13 protein-coding genes, 1 other RNA gene and 2 riboswitches are annotated in these 17,980 nt (G+C 37.5%); of the genes, 4 read left to right on the top strand and 10 right to left on the bottom strand.

Translation table 11 applies throughout. The features are described from left to right. Positions 1-21: 21 nt before the first annotated feature. A riboswitch (SAM riboswitch) is annotated at positions 22-124 on the bottom strand. Positions 125-291: 167 nt separating this feature from the next. Further along, positions 292-446, top strand: a riboswitch (SAM riboswitch). 75 nt (positions 447-521) lie between these two features. Then, positions 522-1,712, top strand: coding sequence for an S-methyl-5-thioribose kinase (gene mtnK, locus GY23_RS02995; protein ID WP_075618218.1), 1,191 nt, complete (start codon positions 522-524; stop codon positions 1,710-1,712). Further along, complete coding sequence (gene mtnA, locus GY23_RS02990; RefSeq protein ID WP_075617717.1) at positions 1,709-2,758, top strand: S-methyl-5-thioribose-1-phosphate isomerase; 1,050 nt, start codon at positions 1,709-1,711, stop codon at positions 2,756-2,758. Before mtnK ends, mtnA begins: the two co-directional genes overlap by 4 nt. Before the next feature lie 49 nt (positions 2,759-2,807). On the opposite strand, the gene GY23_RS02985 is transcribed toward mtnA, so the two are convergent. The 9 genes from GY23_RS02985 to GY23_RS02945 all read right to left on the bottom strand — a co-directional run bounded on the left by GY23_RS02985 (position 2,808) and on the right by GY23_RS02945 (position 12,987). After that, a complete protein-coding gene (locus tag GY23_RS02985; RefSeq protein WP_075617716.1) occupies positions 2,808-4,310 on the bottom strand; it encodes a carboxypeptidase M32 in 1,503 nt (500 codons plus the stop codon). Positions 4,311-4,809: 499 nt separating this feature from the next. Then, positions 4,810-6,720 carry an ATP-dependent DNA helicase gene (locus GY23_RS02980; protein WP_075617715.1) on the bottom strand — a complete coding sequence of 637 codons (1,911 nt, stop codon included), beginning with the start codon at positions 6,718-6,720 and terminating at the stop codon, positions 4,810-4,812. Positions 6,721-6,777: 57 nt separating this feature from the next. Continuing rightward, on the bottom strand, positions 6,778-7,914 hold the full coding sequence (locus GY23_RS02975) for a THUMP domain-containing class I SAM-dependent RNA methyltransferase (RefSeq protein WP_075617714.1): 1,137 nt from the start codon (positions 7,912-7,914) through the stop codon (positions 6,778-6,780). 112 nt (positions 7,915-8,026) lie between these two features. Then, positions 8,027-8,404: RNase P RNA component class B (gene rnpB / locus GY23_RS02970), an RNA gene on the bottom strand. Positions 8,405-8,468: 64 nt separating this feature from the next. Next, positions 8,469-8,762, bottom strand: a complete 294-nt coding sequence (gpsB, locus tag GY23_RS02965; protein ID WP_139311060.1) for a cell division regulator GpsB — start codon at positions 8,760-8,762, stop codon at positions 8,469-8,471. Between the two features lie 75 nt (positions 8,763-8,837). After that, complete coding sequence (locus tag GY23_RS02960; protein ID WP_075617712.1) at positions 8,838-10,112, bottom strand: ribonuclease H-like domain-containing protein; 1,275 nt, start codon at positions 10,110-10,112, stop codon at positions 8,838-8,840. Further along, entirely contained in the window at positions 10,102-12,336 is a 2,235-nt protein-coding gene (locus GY23_RS02955; protein ID WP_075618217.1) for a DEAD/DEAH box helicase, read from the bottom strand. The genes GY23_RS02960 and GY23_RS02955 overlap by 11 nt, the downstream gene beginning before the upstream one ends. A 31-nt stretch (positions 12,337-12,367) precedes the next feature. After that, entirely contained in the window at positions 12,368-12,754 is a 387-nt protein-coding gene (locus GY23_RS02950) for a DUF1798 family protein (protein ID WP_075617711.1), read from the bottom strand. Positions 12,755-12,801: 47 nt separating this feature from the next. Further along, positions 12,802-12,987: a hypothetical protein gene (locus GY23_RS02945; protein WP_075617710.1), complete on the bottom strand. Its 186-nt coding sequence runs from the start codon at positions 12,985-12,987 to the stop codon at positions 12,802-12,804. A gap of 181 nt (positions 12,988-13,168) precedes the next feature. Here GY23_RS02945 and recU point away from each other — a divergent pair, with 181 nt between their 5' ends. Together recU and GY23_RS02935 are read left to right on the top strand one after the other, a co-directional pair. Then, positions 13,169-13,789: a Holliday junction resolvase RecU gene (recU, locus tag GY23_RS02940; protein ID WP_075617709.1), complete on the top strand. Its 621-nt coding sequence runs from the start codon at positions 13,169-13,171 to the stop codon at positions 13,787-13,789. 16 nt (positions 13,790-13,805) lie between these two features. Next, the gene (locus GY23_RS02935) at positions 13,806-16,535 is read left to right on the top strand and encodes a PBP1A family penicillin-binding protein (protein WP_075617708.1); all 2,730 of its coding nucleotides are present in this window, start codon (positions 13,806-13,808) and stop codon (positions 16,533-16,535) included. A 533-nt stretch (positions 16,536-17,068) separates the two neighbouring features. On the opposite strand, the gene GY23_RS02930 is transcribed toward GY23_RS02935, so the two are convergent. Next, entirely contained in the window at positions 17,069-17,884 is an 816-nt protein-coding gene (locus GY23_RS02930; RefSeq protein WP_075617707.1) for a sugar nucleotide-binding protein, read from the bottom strand. Positions 17,885-17,980 lie beyond the last annotated feature (96 nt).

Here is a 17,980-nt window from a genome sequence, read left to right as displayed (position 1 = left end):
AGAGGTTAATAAGCTAACGTCTTCTTATTTCTCAGCATTCGCTGCAAGAATTAGCACCGTGTCCACTATGGGATCGGTTGCCGGGTATCATCGGGCTAGTCCCTCCACCTACTCTAAATAAGAAAAATTGATATTCAATTCGTTTTTCCACTAAATTAATTTCGATTATTTCATTATTTTGGTTACCTGTCAATTATATTTTCATTATTTTATTTCTTGAAAAAACTAGTTGACAGAACTTTTCATCAAATGCTAGGATTCTTTTTAGTAACAGTACAAATTCATAAAATACTCTTATCAAGAGCAGGCAGAGGGAAATTGGCCCTATGACGCCCAGCAACCGATCGTAATACCGTTGTGAAACGGGGCGTTAAGTACGCCAGGATAAAATCCTGTAAGACACGGTGCTAATTCCATCAGAAAGAAAGTTTTCTGAAAGATAAGAGGCACGGAAATTTATTTCTCAAGCCTCTTTCTGTCTGAAGGAGGCTTTTTAATTGTTTAAGAAAGGGATGTATTCCATGACAAGTTTAACCAAAAAAACATATGAACCATTGAATGAAAAAACCGCTATCAATCTTATAAAAGAATTAAATTTATTTAATGTACATTCTGAACTAATGTGTAAAGAGATTGGGGATGGTAACCTAAATTACGTCTTTCAAATTACTGACGCCTTGACAGGAAAAAGAATGATTATCAAACAAGCTTTACCTTATGCAAAAGTTATTGGTGAGAGCTGGCCACTAACTCTAAAGAGAGCAACTATTGAGGCAAATGTACTTAAAAAGCACGGAGAGTTTGTCCCTACACTAGTTCCAAAAGTATTTGTGACAGATGAGGAACTTGCCTTCACTATCATGGAAGACTTGTCTCACTTAACAGTAGCTCGTGAAGGGCTTATCAATGGTGAATCCTACCCTAAACTTTCAACTCATATCGGTGAATATCTGGCAAAAACACTCTTTTATACTTCCGATTTTGCTCTACATCCATTTGATAAGAAACAATTAGTACGCGAATTTTCTAATCCTGAATTGTGCAAAATTACGGAAGATCTAGTATTTACCGATCCGTTCTTTAAACATGATTCAAATGATTTCGAACCAGAACTTGAGAATGAAGTCCAAGCACTATGGAATAATCAATCCCTAAAAATAGAAACTGCCAAATTAAAATACAGTTTTCTAACTGAAGCACAAGCATTGTTACATGGCGACCTTCATACTGGAAGTATTTTTGCGAGTGAGCTTGAGACAAAAGTGATTGATCCTGAGTTTGCATTTTACGGTCCGATTGGTTTCGATGTTGGTCAATTTATTGGCAATCTAATCATTCAAGCAATTACAAGAGACAGCACTAATCGACCTGCCATCCTAAAACATATCACAAACACATGGGAGACCTTCTCTAAAACCTTCTCTGAACTTTGGAAAAAAGATTACATTGACCCATACGCTCGAATGGAAGGTTTTGAAAACCATATTTTGCAGCAAATTTTCAGCGATACACTTGGCTTTTCTGGATGTGAATTAATAAGACGTACGATTGGTTTGGCACATGTGAAAGATTTAGATGGCATCTTAGAAAAAGAAAGAAGGATTTCGTTAAAGAAACAGACTTTACAGTTAGGTGAAACACTTATTTTGGGACGTCAGGAATTGAAAACCATACAAGAAGTCATTGCTTTATTGGAGAATAAAAGAGTATGACAATTCCTGTTTCAATTGAATGGAAAAACAACCGCCTAATTATTTTGGATCAACAAAAATTGCCTCATGAAATTGACTATCTGACGCTAGATACGATTGAATCTGTCTATGATGCAATTGTCACCCTAAAAGTAAGAGGAGCACCTGCTATTGGGATAACTGCTGCCTATGGTATTGCCCTTGCAGCGATGAATCATCATACTGAAAATATGTTAGATTTCAGAGAATATGTGCAAAAGGACGTGGAATATTTAGCAGAGTCACGTCCTACTGCAGTCAACCTTTTTTGGGCACTTGAAAGAACACTTTTATCCATCAAGGTTGCCCAAACTGTCCATGAAGCACAGGAGCTTCTATTAAAAGAAGCTCGACAAATTCATATTGAAGACGAAGAATCTTGTAGAACTATCGGAGAATATGCGTTGACATTATTAGAAGGTCAATCAACTGTCATGACGATTTGTAATGCAGGATCTATCGCAACTGCAAAGTATGGTACTGCATTAGCACCATTTCATCTAGGTCGTGAACGCGGAAAAGATTTTAGTGTTTATGCGTGTGAAACAAGGCCAGTGTTCCAAGGTGCTCGGCTAACTGTATGGGAATTACAGCAATCTGGTGTTGATGTCACGTTAATTACTGACAGTATGGCAGCTCACACAATCCAGACTAAAAAAATCGAGGCAATCATTGTCGGTGCTGACAGAATTGCTGCAAATGGTGATACAGCCAATAAAATTGGCACTCTAAACTTAGCCATATTAGCAAATGCCTTTAACATTCCTTTTTATGTGGCTGCCCCTTCTTCAACCTTTGATCTTTCCATCTCGGACGGAAGTGCAATTCCAATAGAAGAACGTCAATCACGGGAAGTTACCCATATCGGAAACCTTCCTATAGCACCGCCTAATACAAAAGTCTATAATCCTGCGTTCGATGTGACACCTGCCAAATATATTTCTGCCATCATATCTGAGAAAGGAATTATTTATCCCGAATTTAAGGAGAATATTTTGGCTGTCCTTGGAAAAACCGCTTCTAATTAAAAAGTAACCGTCCCCTTTTGAGAGGAATGACGGTTACTTTTATTTTTGATTAAACCAATTGATAGATTCGTCCATATTTTTCTTCTAGATACTCAGCTAAATAAGATGCATTTAATCCTTCACCTGTAGCCTCTTGTAAAATTTCAAGTGGTTTTTTCATACTTCCATGGCGATGAACTTTGTCAGTTAACCACAATTTAATCGGCTCTAAATCACCAGTGGCACATAACTCATCAAAATTCGGTAAGTCTTTTAACATTGCCGCTTTTAGTTGGGAAGCATACATGTAGCCTAATGCGTAAGATGGGAAGTATCCGAACGCACCGCCAGACCAGTGGACGTCTTGTAAAATACCTTCAGCATCGTTTGTTGGTCGAACACCTAAATACTCTTCATATTTATCATTCCAAATTTGAGGCAAATTCTCCACTTTTAAATCACCATTAAATAATCCTTTTTCAATTTCATAGCGAATCATGATGTGAAGAGGATACGTCAATTCGTCTGCTTCAATTCGAATGAGCGAAGACTTGGATTCATTAATTGCTGCCAAGAAGTCCTCCACTGCAACGTGCCCAAATTGCTCAGGGGCGTATGCTTGAAGGCAGGCATAATTATGTGTCCAGAAATTCTCATTGCGTCCAACAAAATTTTCATAAAATAAAGACTGGGATTCATGAATCCCCATTGACGTTCCGCTTGAAATAGGTAGCCCTTCTAAATCGGCTGAAATGTTTTGTTCATAAAGGGCATGTCCACATTCATGAATCGTGCCGAATACAGCTGAACGGAAATCATGATCATCGTATTTCGTAGTAATTCGGACGTCTCCCCTGTTTAAGCCAGTCGCAAAGGGATGAACGGTTTCATCTAATCGACCTGCTTCAAAATCATATCCCAATTGTTTTAGGATTTCTAAACTAAATAGCTTTTGTTTTTCTTTAGGGAAATGCTTAAATAAGAAAGTTGTATCCGGTTGATGTGATGAATCTACAATTTTTTTGGCTAGAGGCACAATTTTTTTTCGCAATTCACCAAATACTTGATCTAAAATTTCTGTCGTCATTCCTGGCTCGTATTCATCGAGTAATGTGTTGTAGGGATTGTTTTCTTTAACGCCCCAATAGGTTATGAATCGTTTAGTTGTTTCAACGATCTCCTTTAAATAAGGCATGAACAAAGCGAAATCCGATTTTTCTTTTGCTTCTTCCCATACTGATTCTGCTTTTGATGTCAAAATGACATATGCTTTATATTCTTCAGCTGGAACTTTTTTACTCTTATCATATTCTTTTTTCACCACTTCAAACGTACGCTTTGTAATCGGATCAAGTGAATTCAAGTTTTTCTCAAGCTCTTCTAACAACTTTGCTAATTCATCTGATGTTTGCATGCCAAATACTTCAGACGATAATGTCCCAATCACTTGTGAACGCTGGTCAATCCCTTTTTTAGGTGCACCCGTACGCAAATCCCAATAGATAAGATTTATTGCTTCAGAATACGCTTGCATTTTCTTAACATACTCTAAAAACTTCTCTGTATTTTCCATGTCAATCCCCCTTAGCTATTCAAAGATCTTCCTCATTTTAACATATTGACTGAAAAATATATTAATTATTACAAGAAAAGACTAAGGATCACTATCACATCTAGTTTTTCAGGTCGCAATGGCTGGCTGATTTCTTGACCATGCCCTACCTACACAAAAAAGAAATTCTAAAGCTATCAAAATTCATATTCTAAATTAGATGGTATCAATATACCTATGCAACACCAGCATAGGCACCTTTCAAATGGCATCCTGAGCGAAAAGACTGACAATTACTTTCTCTTGGCTTCTCGGGGGAAGCATCTATAAAGTGCCGAAGCGTTATAATAGGGGATATTTTGTCCAGTCTATAATGGTAAACTTTTTCAGTGATATCTATATAGGGTAGGAAAAGCTTTGAACTCTGGGTTCGGGGTCGTCCCCAATTTAATATTTTCCAATAAAAAAAGATTACTCCGATTGTCTAAATCATTTAGACAATCGAGGCAATCTATTAAATCTATATCCAAGTAACCTCTACAGGAAGTACATGTTTAAATGTGTCGCTTAATTTCATTTCATCTACCGAAAGCAATAAGTGAATCGAACCATGATCTTCCGATGTTCGAATCAGGCGTCCCATTCCTTGTTGAAGTCGAAGTAACATAAATGGTAGTTCCACTTCTTCATAAGGATTGTTGGAGAATTTTCGTTTTGCATCAAACAAAGGATCTTTCGGAGGAAAAGGTAAATCAAAAATGATTACGCGTGTCAGTGCCTCCTCAGGTAAATCAAGTCCTTCCCATAAATGATAAGAACATAAAGTTGAAATTTTACCAGACTGAAAATCACGGACAATTGATGATAATTCACGTTCGCCTTCAAATACAATGCGCTGCCTCTCTTCAAAAGTAAGCGATTGTTCAAAATTAACCATGTCATTTTTCGTTTTAAATAATATCAAGGTAGGCTCTGATGATTGCGCTAATAAAGCCTTTGCTTTTTGCGTTTTCGTATCGATTTCACATGAGTGGCCATATATTTTCATGACCTCTTCATAATCAAATGGTGAAGGGACACTAAACGAATGGAATTGATCAATACCCAGAGTATCCGAAATATATGAAAAGTCTTTATTAACGGACAACGTTGCAGAAGAAAAAACGACAGGTAATTTAGTTGAAAAAAGTTTTTCATTCAAAATATCTGTCACAAGACGAGGCATGATGACAAGAGTCTCAATTCCATCTTTTTCTTCTAACCAATCCACTGCTTCCCCGTTCTGAACAAACAATCGCAATGAAAATACATATTGCTCTAAATACTCTTCAAACATACGAAGATCGTATTCATCAATCGTATACAGTTCAGATTCGAATACAAACTCTTCAAGCAATTGATCTACAATATGGACTAGCTGTTGTCCGATTTGCAGAACTTTTTCGGTTTTTGTAATATGCAGTCGTTCCCCATCCTCACCATAAGAATGCTCCAGTAATTCTTTAAAGAAATCATCATGTAAGTCTTGTAGATTTTCCATTAATCGCAACGTTTTTTCACGGACACCATCTTGTGCTACTTTGTCGATTAACGATACAAGGGTTTGACTTTGTACTTCATATGTCAATGCACGCTGTGCTGCAAATTCCAATAAATGACCTTCGTCTAAAACAATCATAGAAACATCAGGTAATAATGGCATTTGTCCTTCTCGCAAACGCGATTCTTTTGTCCATATATGTTCCATTAAGAAATCATGTGAACAGATGATTAAATCTCCCGCTTCACGGTAATTTTGTCGATGAATGGTTTGACCGCAACGATTACGCATGTCACATACACCACATTGTTGTATCGGATGATAATTCACTTTTTGCCAATCTTCATCACTGACATTTGGAAAAGCACTTCGTTCACCGTATGGATAAACAGCTTGCAGGGACTGATGTCCATAAACAAAGTCCGGCATTCCATCTTCTATTTGTTCAATAAAGTCATCTTCATTTGTTTTTTGTTCTGTTTCCAAACGTTTAATACATAAATATTGATTGCGTGACTTTGCTAAACGCACATCAATGTTCCAGCCTAAAGTATCTTGAAGCTTTTGGATATCGCCTTCTTTTTTGACCAATTGATCAATAAGAGTTTCGTCTGCACAAGATATTAGGGCAGGCTTCCCTGTATAGCGGGCATAAGAGATTGCAGGTAGTAAATACGCAATAGTTTTTCCTGTACCGACTCCAGCTTCAGCAAATAGAACACTTTTCTCTTTTAATGATTTTTCAATTTGATATGCCATAAAAATTTGCTCATCCCGACATTCAAATCCTTTTTCAGGTAATTCATCATATAGGACATCACCCATCCAATCGCCGAGTGATTCAAAAAAAGATCGGTCTTTAGATAGAGTGAATGGTAAGGTTTGTTTCATAAATATCTCCTTTCAAACGATAAGAAAACGGATAGGTTGTCCTATCCGTTTAATGTGTTATGCACGAGGCGACTTTTGACCCCAATATTGATAGAATTCCGTTTGGATAAATCCATTAAATAACTTACGTTTTTTTGTAGCTCTTCGACCATAATGTTCTTCAAATTTTTCCATTGAAGACAACATATAAACAGACCAAGTTGGATGCTTCTCCATCATGCTTCCCATGTCTTGAACCATTTGCTCGATTTCTTCTTTTTCACCGATACGTTCACCGTATGGAGGGTTACCAATCATGACTCCATCAAGTGAAGTTGTCGTAAAATCACGTAACTGACGTTGTTTCCAGTGAATTAGATCCGCGAATCCAGCTTCAACTGCATTATTGGATGCAACTTCGATCATTCGTGGATCAATATCTGTACCTGTAATGTCTAAGTGTTGGTCGTAGTTCGCTAAGTCTTCTGCTTCTAAACGTACTTCATCCCAAATCTTTTTAGACATCCAAGGCCAGTCTTCACTAAGAAATTCGCGATTATACCCAGGAGCAAGATTTTGACCAATCATGGCTGCTTCAATTGCAATCGTACCGGAACCACAGAATGGGTCAACAAACGGTCGATTTGGATTCCATTTAGAGATGTACACTAAAGCGGCTGCTAATGTTTCTTTTAAAGGTGCTTCTCCTTGACCCAATCGGTATCCTCTTTTATGAAGTCCCACACCACTTGTATCAATGGTAATCGTTGCGATATCTTTTAAGATACTCACTTCAATCTTAAAAGTAGCACCTGTTTCATCTAAAAAGCCAATCCGTTTATGAGCTAATTTTAGTCGTTCAACAATCGCTTTTTTAACAATTGCTTGGCAATCCGGTACACTAAATAATTTTGATTTAACAGATTTCCCTTGAACTGGAAATGCAGCATCCACAGGTAAATATTGCTCCCATGGAATTGCTTTGGTTTGTTCGAACAATTGATCAAACGTTGTGGCTTTAAAATCACCAGCAATAATCTTTACTCGGTCTGAAACACGAAGCCACATATTGGCACGTGCGATTGCTCGTTCATCTCCTTCGAAATGAATTTTACCGTTTTCAGTTTTCGTTTCATATCCTAAAGCTTTTACTTCATCAGCTACAATGGATTCTAATCCCATTGCAGAAGTAGCAACTAAGCGATGAGTTGTCATTTTCTCATCCTTTCTTATCATATAAAAATTCAGTTGAATTTATGTTTTTTTATTAAGAAAAGCTCTCCGTATTAGTGGAGAGCTTGATTAATCACTTTGAACCATTAGAAAATCCAATAAGCCATGTTTTGTTATCACGTACTCAATCGGCTTACGCCTCGTACAAGTGAGTAGTAATCATCTATCTACAGACAAAGTCTGTCCCTCAATCCGTTCAATTCCTTCATGAGAGTGCCCCTACCATAATTTGGGTTTCTCGCTCGTGGGGTTTACCTCGTTCCACCTGAAACGTTTCCGAGTCAGCTCCGTCACTGTGGCACTTTCAGAGAACCTAGACCATATCCGAAGACTTAGGTGTTGTTCCCGCCGTCAGCTGTAACACTGCCTTAGCTTATTTTTTGGCTAAGCACGAACACTACGGTCATCTCAGAACCGTGCGAGCATGGACTTTCCTCTACAATGTCTAGCATTGCAGCGATTACCTGAATTTCCTAATTGGTTTCCTCATTATACTTGATATTGTTGCGTTAAACAACCATTACACTGATGTTCTATTATTCGTACAACTTGCTGCCAAAAACATGTTTCTCGAGATTTGATAGTCGTTTTAAAATATCAAAATTTGTTGTGCCAGAAACTGGTGCTGTAACTTGACGCTTTGGAGCTTCCTCTAGTTCTTCTTTTAAACGTTTATTTTCTGTTTTTAAAGATTCAATTGTTTGCATGAAAGTTCCATAGTCATGAATAACATCATCTAAAAACTGATCCACGTCATCTTGATTGTATCCGCGAAGACCAGTTTTGAATTCTTTTTCCAAAATGATTTCTGGCGTTAATTTCGTATCCATATACATCGTCCTTCCCTAGTTACAGGTATAGATTTATTATAGCATAAAGAACGATTTGAGGTTGATTTCTCCAGCTCATTTTCTGTCGAAACCTGCGCTTTCCCAGGAAATAGTTTGTTTCTTTTTTATTCTTTTTCCCCGTTTATTAAATGCTTCTGAAAGGCGTATTCTTTGGTTTGTATTTAGTTGAATTGAGTTATTAATAAGAATGAGTCCACTTTCCACGTGACAAATAGCTACTTCGTATTCTTTTTGGAAATGCTCAGCTATTTTCGCTAATTCTTCGTATGCCTTTATTTTCAAGACATCTTGTAAGTGAACAAGTGATTGTTCAAAAGCTTTATACGCATTATTCACTTGCTTAAGTCTTTTATATTCAAAACCTAAATAGTAAAATGCACGTGCCGCTTGGACTGGGTCGTATTGATCTGTAATCTGTTCAAAAACATTTTGACTTTTTTCAAATGCTTTTAAGTCAAAAAACCATTTTCCAATATTGGTGGATGTCACAACAGTGTCTTTGTACTCTTCTTGTAAAAGCAGTTTGGTTGTATGGATAAACAGAGTCAGTAGCGACATTATGTCCCATTCATTATGATGTAAGACTTTTAATAATGTGGCTGGATTTCCGCTTTTAACTGCATCTAAATAAATAATCGGTGCGAGATGTCCAGGGATATCTCCGACTCTCTTGAATCCCAGTTTCTCTTCTTCTATTTTAGTCAGTTTGAACTGACTGAGCTCATCCCTCCATACTCTTCTCGATGCATGGAGTAAATCAATATGCGAAGGATCTGGCAACTTCGGTAAATGTTCTCGATTCAATGTCCAACGTGTTTGTAGTTGAGGCCAGTCAAAACTTTTTCCATTATAAGTGATGACAGATAGATTAGGTTTCCATAATTCAGATGCAAATAAAAAGGCAGCTTCATGACTGGGATCAGCTAAAACATGTTGAGTCATCTCAAAATGTCCATCTTTCCACACAAGTTTGCCAATCAAAAAAATATATGTTCCCGTACCTTTTAACCCCGTCGTTTCTGTGTCAAAAAACACGACCTGGTGGTTATCCGTAGAAATCGGATGAACTCCCTGGAAAGAATTCCACAAATTAAAAGCTTCAAATATTTCATTCAATTGGAATTTGCCATGGATCTGGTTTGGTTTATATATTTTCTTTTTCTCAAAAACGACGCCAAAGTCATTTTCAATCACTGTTAATCCTGCTTTTTCCCAGTCTTCTGTATACCTAGGTTTAGGAGGAATGACAAAAGGAGCCAGCGATTGAGCTTTCGCTGGCTTTTTCTTAATCAATTTTTTCATTTGCAAGAGGTTTTTTTCATATGACATCGATTTCACCTTTTGTTTCTAATCGCAAATAGGCAAGCAGCTTTAACACTTCATTTTTCAAACCCACGATTGATTCTTGTGGACCTATGCATGCCGGACACCCTTGTTCACAAGGACATGCGTTAACATGCTGTTCTACATGAGAAAGCAGTTCTGGCCATACTTCATAGACACGTTCACTAATGCCGATTCCACCAGGGTAACTATCATAAACAAAGAATGTTGGGAGTTCAGCATGAATTGATTTCACTTGCGGTACCACATGAATATCACGTCGGTCACAATGGACGAATAACGGAATGAATGAAGCAATAGATGTGGCTGTACCAGTCATCGCATCTGTTAACATGGCATCTGTCCAACCGAGAGGTCTTTCAAAGCTCAACCAACTTGAAGAAGTATGCAACTCTTCAGGAGGCAATTGAATCGGACCCGAACCAATATTGTCATGTGTGTCGAAACGTATTTTCTTAAAAATTGTAGCCATCGCTAAAATGGAAACATCTCCATAAAACACGGATCCTTTTTCAAACGAGTTTTCTTGATCTTCACTCATTACTTTTAATTCAACTGCTAAGTTGGCATCAGTAAAGTAATCAACATCCACTTCTCGGACAAATGCTTTCTTCTCATCCCAATCCAACTTTTCAACCTGGAATTGAATGCCTTGATGCAAATAAATCGCTTCTTCATGCAACAAGGTCATCGCACTGTATCGATCCATTTCCCCAATTACCTTTGTCGCTGCTGGAATCGTTTGATCAATAATGATGACATTTTCTTGTGAAGCAGAGCGTAGGCTTATTTCATGTGCAGGAAAGCGATCACTCATCCAATGCCATTTATCAGATGTACGAACCAAAATCCCTTCTTCTTCTAAATAAGCAAGAAGTTCTTGAATTTCAAACTCTCCGTATTGATCCGTTGTTTTAAATGGCAACTCAAAAGAAGCACATTTTAAGTGGTCCATTAATATGACTAAATTATCTGGATGGATGCGTACTTCTTCAGGAGACTGACCAAGAATAAATGATGGGTGATTAACAATATACTGATCAAGTGCTGTGGATTGTGCGACATATAAGATTAATGCTTCATCTTGTCTGCGTCCAGCGCGACCAGCCTGTTGCCAAGCACTTGCAATATTTCCAGGATAGCCTGTCATAATACATGCTTGCAGCTGACCGATATCAACACCCAGTTCTAACGCATTGGTGCTTACGACCGTTCGGATAGACCCTTCACGCAGTCCTTTTTCAATTTGTCTTCGTTCCGAAGGCAAGTAGCCACCTCGATACCCACGAATTGTGTCATCATGAATTTTCTTTTTTGTTAACTCTTTTAGATAGGTTACTAACATTTCTACACGTACTCTACTTTTCGCAAAAATAATCGTCTGAATTCCTTCGTTATAGAGCCCCTTTGCTATGTCCCTCACTTCTAAAATAGCACTTCTTCGTACACCAAAAGTTGGATGAACGATTGGGGGATTATAAAAGACAAAGTTCTTTTTACCTGAGGGTGCACCATTTTGATCGATCAGTTTATGCGTTTCATTTGTCAATGATTCAGCTAATTCTTTTGGGTTAGCAATGGTAGCGGATGTACATATAAATACAGGGTTGCTTCCATAGTAATGACATATACGAATTAATCTGCGTAACACATGGGCAACATGGCTACCAAAGACCCCTTTATAGGTATGCAGTTCATCTACTACAATATATTTCAGATTCTCAAACAGCGAAACCCATTTTGTATGATGTGGTAAAATGCCAGAATGCAACATATCAGGATTCGTTAATACGATGTGACCTGCTTTTCTCACTTTCGTACGAATAGCAGGAGAAGTGTCTCCATCATATGTATAACTTAAGATGTCTTGTTTCATTTGTTCAATCAATAAATTCAAATCCGATTTTTGATCTTGTGCCAGTGCTTTAGTGGGAAACAGGTACAGTGCACGTGAAGATGGATCTTCAATTATTGATTGCAATACAGGCAGATGATAACAAAGTGATTTTCCCGAAGCGGTCGGTGTAATTGCAGTAAATGAATGTCCTTCTCTTGCAATATCAAAAGCTAAACGCTGGTGACTATATAACTGGTTAATTCCTCTTTCTTTTAGTGCTTCTTTAATAGAAGAATCCAAATCTATTGGGAAGTCGGATAGCATGGCCTCTTTTTCTTCGATGGTATGCCAGTGAACGATGCGTTCACGCATGACAGGGTCTTGTTTCCATTCACTTAGAAGTTCAGCGATTGCCTTTTTCTTGATCAATCTTTTCACCTTCTTGCTCTATAGCGTGTATAAATGTTTGCAACGTGTAACAAGTTGATTGTATGGATTGCGCAAATCTTTTTTTACCAGTCTCTTTATAAAATGATTGAACGACATATTGATTGAATGCATCAATAGCCGCATCAATTTGTTGAATTCTCATATGTTTCGGACGGTATGCTTCTATCCAAATTCTCGCTTGTTCTCTCCAGCCAAGTAAGTAGGCTTGCCACTGATCAGCATGGGGCTTTACCACCGTAAAGAAATCGGGAGTTGTGTCCTTTTCCCGCATTTCTAAATGACGGGATAAACAGGATTGACTTTCTTTTAATATCAATGTCGTTTGTTCGATTAAAGTCATGGGAGCAGCTCCTTTGCTACATTTAATAGTAACAAAAAAAAGTGGGATTAACCACTTTTACGCGAACAGATATTCCATTCCATTGATTGTTCTGTTTCCTTTAATGCTTGTCCCAGCTGGTACCCCTTGTCTATTACCATTTGTGTTTGATTTGATCTTTCTTGTAAGAATCGAGCTTCTAAAATATGTTCTAGCAAAGATAGTTGTTCAATTAATTCTTCAATTCTTTTCATAGCGAATCCCTCCAATTGTAGTGATGTTCTACATATCTGAATCAATACCTTCAACGACGACAAAACAAGAAGGATTAAGCTAATACTTCTTGTAATTCGACATAAAAGGAATGAAACCTAATTGAAAACATACGCGTCTAGTATGATGAGGTATGATACACTGATATGCGAGGTGACGAGCATGGCTATTAAATACCCGAATGGGAAAATCTATCGACCTGAAAAAAGGTATAATGAGAATCGCACAAAAAAGGATTATTCTTTTAGTAATCGGGGAAAGACATTAGAGGATGAGATCAACGAAACAAATGAATACTATTTACAACAAGGGATTGCCGTCATCCATAAAAAACCTGTACCAATTCAAGTAGTCAAAGTGGAGTATCCATCCAGAAGTGCAGCTGTTATTAAGGAAGCCTATTATCGTACGGCTTCTACAACCGATTTCAATGGAATATGGCAAGGGATTCATGTGGACTTTGAAGCAAAAGAAACAAAAAATAAAACATCGTTTCCATTAAAGAATATCCATGAACATCAAATATCCCATATGTGGCAAGTTACTGAACAACAAGGTCTGAGCTTTTTAATTGTACGATTTTCATTGATTAACCGTTATTTTATTTTACCTTTTCTTCCATTAATCACTGCATGGAATGAAATGAGTAAAGGTGGTCGGAAATCCATACCGTTCGAATCTTTTGAACAACACGCCTTTGAAATAGTACCAGGAGCATTTCCTCCTATTGACTATTTACAAGGCGTAACAAGAATGCTCTCAGAGAATTCTGCAGAGCAGTGAAAGTGAGGAGACGTTCGTGAGCGAAAAAGTAAACTCTCGTGGACAACGAAGAAAACAATTACAACAACAAAAGAAAACCAAGCAAAGCTCGACTAAGATGTGGTTCAAGCGGATTTTCGTTTCCTGTCTTATTATCGGTTTAGCTGGTTTATTATTTGGTGCCGGACTATTCGCGTTCTATGCAAGTTCTGCTCCAAAATTAGATGAAGAGTCATTAAAAGATCCCATATCATCAGAATTTTATGATAAAAATCTTGAAGTATTTGCTACTATTGGAAAAGAAAATCGTGATTCCGTAACTTACGAAGAAATTCCAAAAGAAATGGAAGACGCAATCTTAGCAACTGAAGATGTCCGTTTTTACAAGCATAGTGGAATGGACTTCTATCGATTAGGTGGAGCCATTCTTGCCAATATCACGGACGGTTTTGGGGCTCAAGGTGCGAGCACATTAACCCAACAAGTAATTAAAAATTCGTTTTTACAAAATGAAAAAACACTAAAACGAAAAGCACAGGAAGCCTATTTAGCGTTCCAATTGGAAAGAAAATATGATAAAGAAGAGATTTTTGAAATGTATTTCAACAAAGTATTGATGTCAGGTAACATTTATGGAATTGGAACTGCATCGAAATACTTTTTCGGTAGAGAATTAAAAGATTTGGAATTACACGAAATGGCTATGTTAGCTGGTATGCCACAAAGTCCGAACAACTTTAATCCCTTTAAACATCCTGAAGCTGCCGAGAAGCGTCGCAACATCGTCCTCCGTCTAATGGAGCAGCATGGGAAAATTACAAAAGAAGAGATGGAAACCGCTCAGGCGATACCTGTAACACAGGGTTTAATAGCTGAAGAAAATCGTCAAGTATCGAATACAACCAAGTTCCCTGCCTACCTAGATATTGTATTAAACGAAATTGAACAAAAAGGTGAAGGAGACTCATTAGCAGACGGATTAAAAGTTTATACTACCCTTGACCCACAGGCTCAACTTGCTGTTGAAACTGCTTTAAAAGGAGAAAACTTTCCGACTGAAAACATGCAAGCAGGTATGACCGTATTGGATACAAAAACCGGAGCCATAGTAGCTGTCGGTGGAGGCCGAGATTTTGGTTCAGAACGCGGCTTGAACTTTGCACAAGACCGAACAGACCGTGGGGTTGGCTCGACAATTAAACCAGTTATGGACTATGGACCTGCCATCGAATATTTAGATTGGTCTACCGGACATACAATTGTTGATGAGAAAATGACATACTCAAATTCAGATCAACAAATCTACAATGTCGACAACAAATACATGGGTTCCATGACGATTCGTGAAGCATTGTACCGTTCACGTAATATTCCAGCAGTGAAAACTTTTAAAGAAGTGGATCAAGGAGATCGAAAAGAGTTTGTCAATAATTTAGGTATTACTGGTGACTTTATTGCAAATGAATCTGCAGCGATTGGTGCTACCAATGGCATCAATACAATTGATTTAGCCGCATCTTTTGCTGCATTCGGCAATTCTGGCATGTATTCTAAACCATATTCGATTCGTGAAATCGTCTATCGTGATGGTGAAACTAAAAAAACTTTCAAACCAAGATCAACACCTGCCATGAAAGACTCAACAGCATTTATGGTCACAGATATGCTTCGAGATGTTGTTGGAGATCGAAATGGAGCAACTGGTAGAGCTGCAGCCATTTCCGGCTTAGATGTAGCAGGTAAAACTGGAACAACTAACTATTCATCCGAAGAGTTCACCAAATATAATTTAAGTGAAGGTGCTGCACCAGACGTTTGGTTTGCGGGTTATACAACCAATTACTCCATTGCGATCTGGACTGGGTATGAAAAACGTGGAAATGCAATTAATACCTATAATAAAGATGAACGTCTTTTTGCACAACACGTATTCAAAGACGTAATGTCTAACGTATCTGAAGGAAAAGATACACCACGATTCAAGCGTCCAAACTCGGTTGTAGAGGCTACTGTAGAGGTTGGTACTTCCCCTCTTCGTCTAGCGAGTGAATTTACGCCTGAAAACTTAAGACGTACTGAATTATTTGTACGTGGAACTGAACCTACAAAAGTTTCGGATGAATTTGAACAAATTGAAGTGGATAGCCCGACTAAACTTAACGCAGATTATAGTGAAGTCGATCTTTCAGCTACCCTATCTTGGAAACACAAAGCACCAAAACGCGATGGCAATGAATTAGACGTAGTTTTTGAAGTATCCATTTCAGTGGATGGCGGTAGCCCTACTGTTCTTCAAACAACAGGTGAAAAAGGCTTAATCGTTACTGGTATTGCACCAGGAAGCACGTATACATTTTCCGTGGTGGCAATAGCAGATGAAATTAGAAGCTCACCTGCAACAACAACTCTTGAGATCCAAGCAGCCGAAATACCTGATGAAAGTGAGAATGAAAATCCTGACGAAGGTAATGGCGAGGGACAAGGGGATGATAAAGGTAAAGACGAAGGTAATAATGGCAGTGAAGGTAACGGCAACGGTAACGGCAATGGCAATGGCAATGGCAATGGCAATGGCAATGGCAACGGCAATGGCAACGGCAATGGCAATGGCAACGGCAATGGCAATGGCAATGGCAACGGCAATGGCAATGGCAATAATGATGGAGATGAAGGCGGTTCGTCTGATAATCCTGAAGATGGAACCACACCTCCACCTCCACCTCCACCAGAAACTGGAGGAGACGGTGCGCCTACGCCTACTCCTTAAAGATAAAGCTAAGTTAAACAGCATTCTTTTACTTAGCCAATAATAAAAAAGGGGCTGTCTAATAAGTTCCTAAAATGAAACAGGTGAAGAAAAACGAGTCGTTTTTCTCCACCTGTTTTTATGTTTTCACTTATTTTCCTTGAAAGTAGCTGATTATGACGAGTAAAATTTTTAAAATAATAAATGGTTTTGAACTTTTCTTTTTCACCCTTTTTTCAAAAAATAAGCCCATTCCAGAACCCCACTTGCATTTTATTTAATTCTTTCTTGATTAAGTATAATAAAAAATAGGGATTTTTGGGATATAGTCTAAACATTTTTGTTCAAAAAAAGCCCCGTTAGTTAATCAAGTGACTGGATGATCCTTCCGTAAAACCACAGTAGGTTGACATAACACATGGATGAGGAAGTGATTACCTTCAGTTAGCAATGGAAAAGAAAATGAAAATAAGATGGATGAATTAAGTTTGAGAACAGTAAGGCAAAATAAAAAACCGAAGGCGCGACAACGCCAATGGTTTCATACTCCATACTCAACTAACTAAATCTGAAATAATTTCCGCGTTTGTCTGTTGCAAACTCTTAGGGATATCATTTCTATAACTTTTTAACCCAAAATAACAGTTATCAGTAATTTGTTGAAACAAGCTATGGTTGAAATGAAGTTCTTTGTAAGTAAGACTTTTAGCTAATTTTCCAATAAATCTTTCATGTGTCATCATATCTACAGAACCAAGATGAAAAATCCCGTTAAGTTTATTTTCCATAATGTATTTTAACTGTTTTGCTAGTAACGTATCGGATAGATTATTACATTCTAAATTACTATATACATCAATATGATTGTTCTCGATTCCAGATTTAATAATATCCATTCTCGGAGATTTCTCTCCCCATATTTGAGGTATTCTAAGAATAACTGCACGTTCATTTAATATTTCCTGCAATGTATTTTCACAGTTAATTTTGAATTTCCCATAGGGTGAAGTTGCGTTAGGAGTGTCTAACTCTGAATGATGCTGTGAAAAATCCCCATCAAAAACATTGGCAGTTGAAAAATAGTATAATATACTTTCTATATTTTTTATTATTAAAGCTAACTCTTTATGAAATATCAATTGTTGATCGAAATCACCCCTCAAACATGAGATTACTGCGTCAGGTTTTATTGATTCAACTATGTCTTTCATCTTATCAATTTCATTAATCTGTAATCGATACTGATTAGCTTCAGGCATTTTCAAAGCTGATGAAGAGTAGGTTCCATAAATATCAAAACCGTCTTTGCATTCTTCAACCAATGCTTTCCCAACCAATCCGCTTGCTCCAAGAATAAATAATTTCCTCAAAGTAAAACCTCCCTTTTAATTAAATATTCAAATAAATTATATCATTAATTATTCTTTATTTAATTAAACGATCCCGTTATTAAATAGAAAATCCAC

Origin of the sequence: Paenisporosarcina indica (assembly GCF_001939075.1) — a bacterium.
Classification (GTDB): Bacteria; Bacillota; Bacilli; order Bacillales_A; family Planococcaceae; genus Paenisporosarcina; species Paenisporosarcina indica.
Note: the sequence above shows the minus strand (reverse complement) of the source record. Positions and strands in the feature narration are given on the sequence as shown.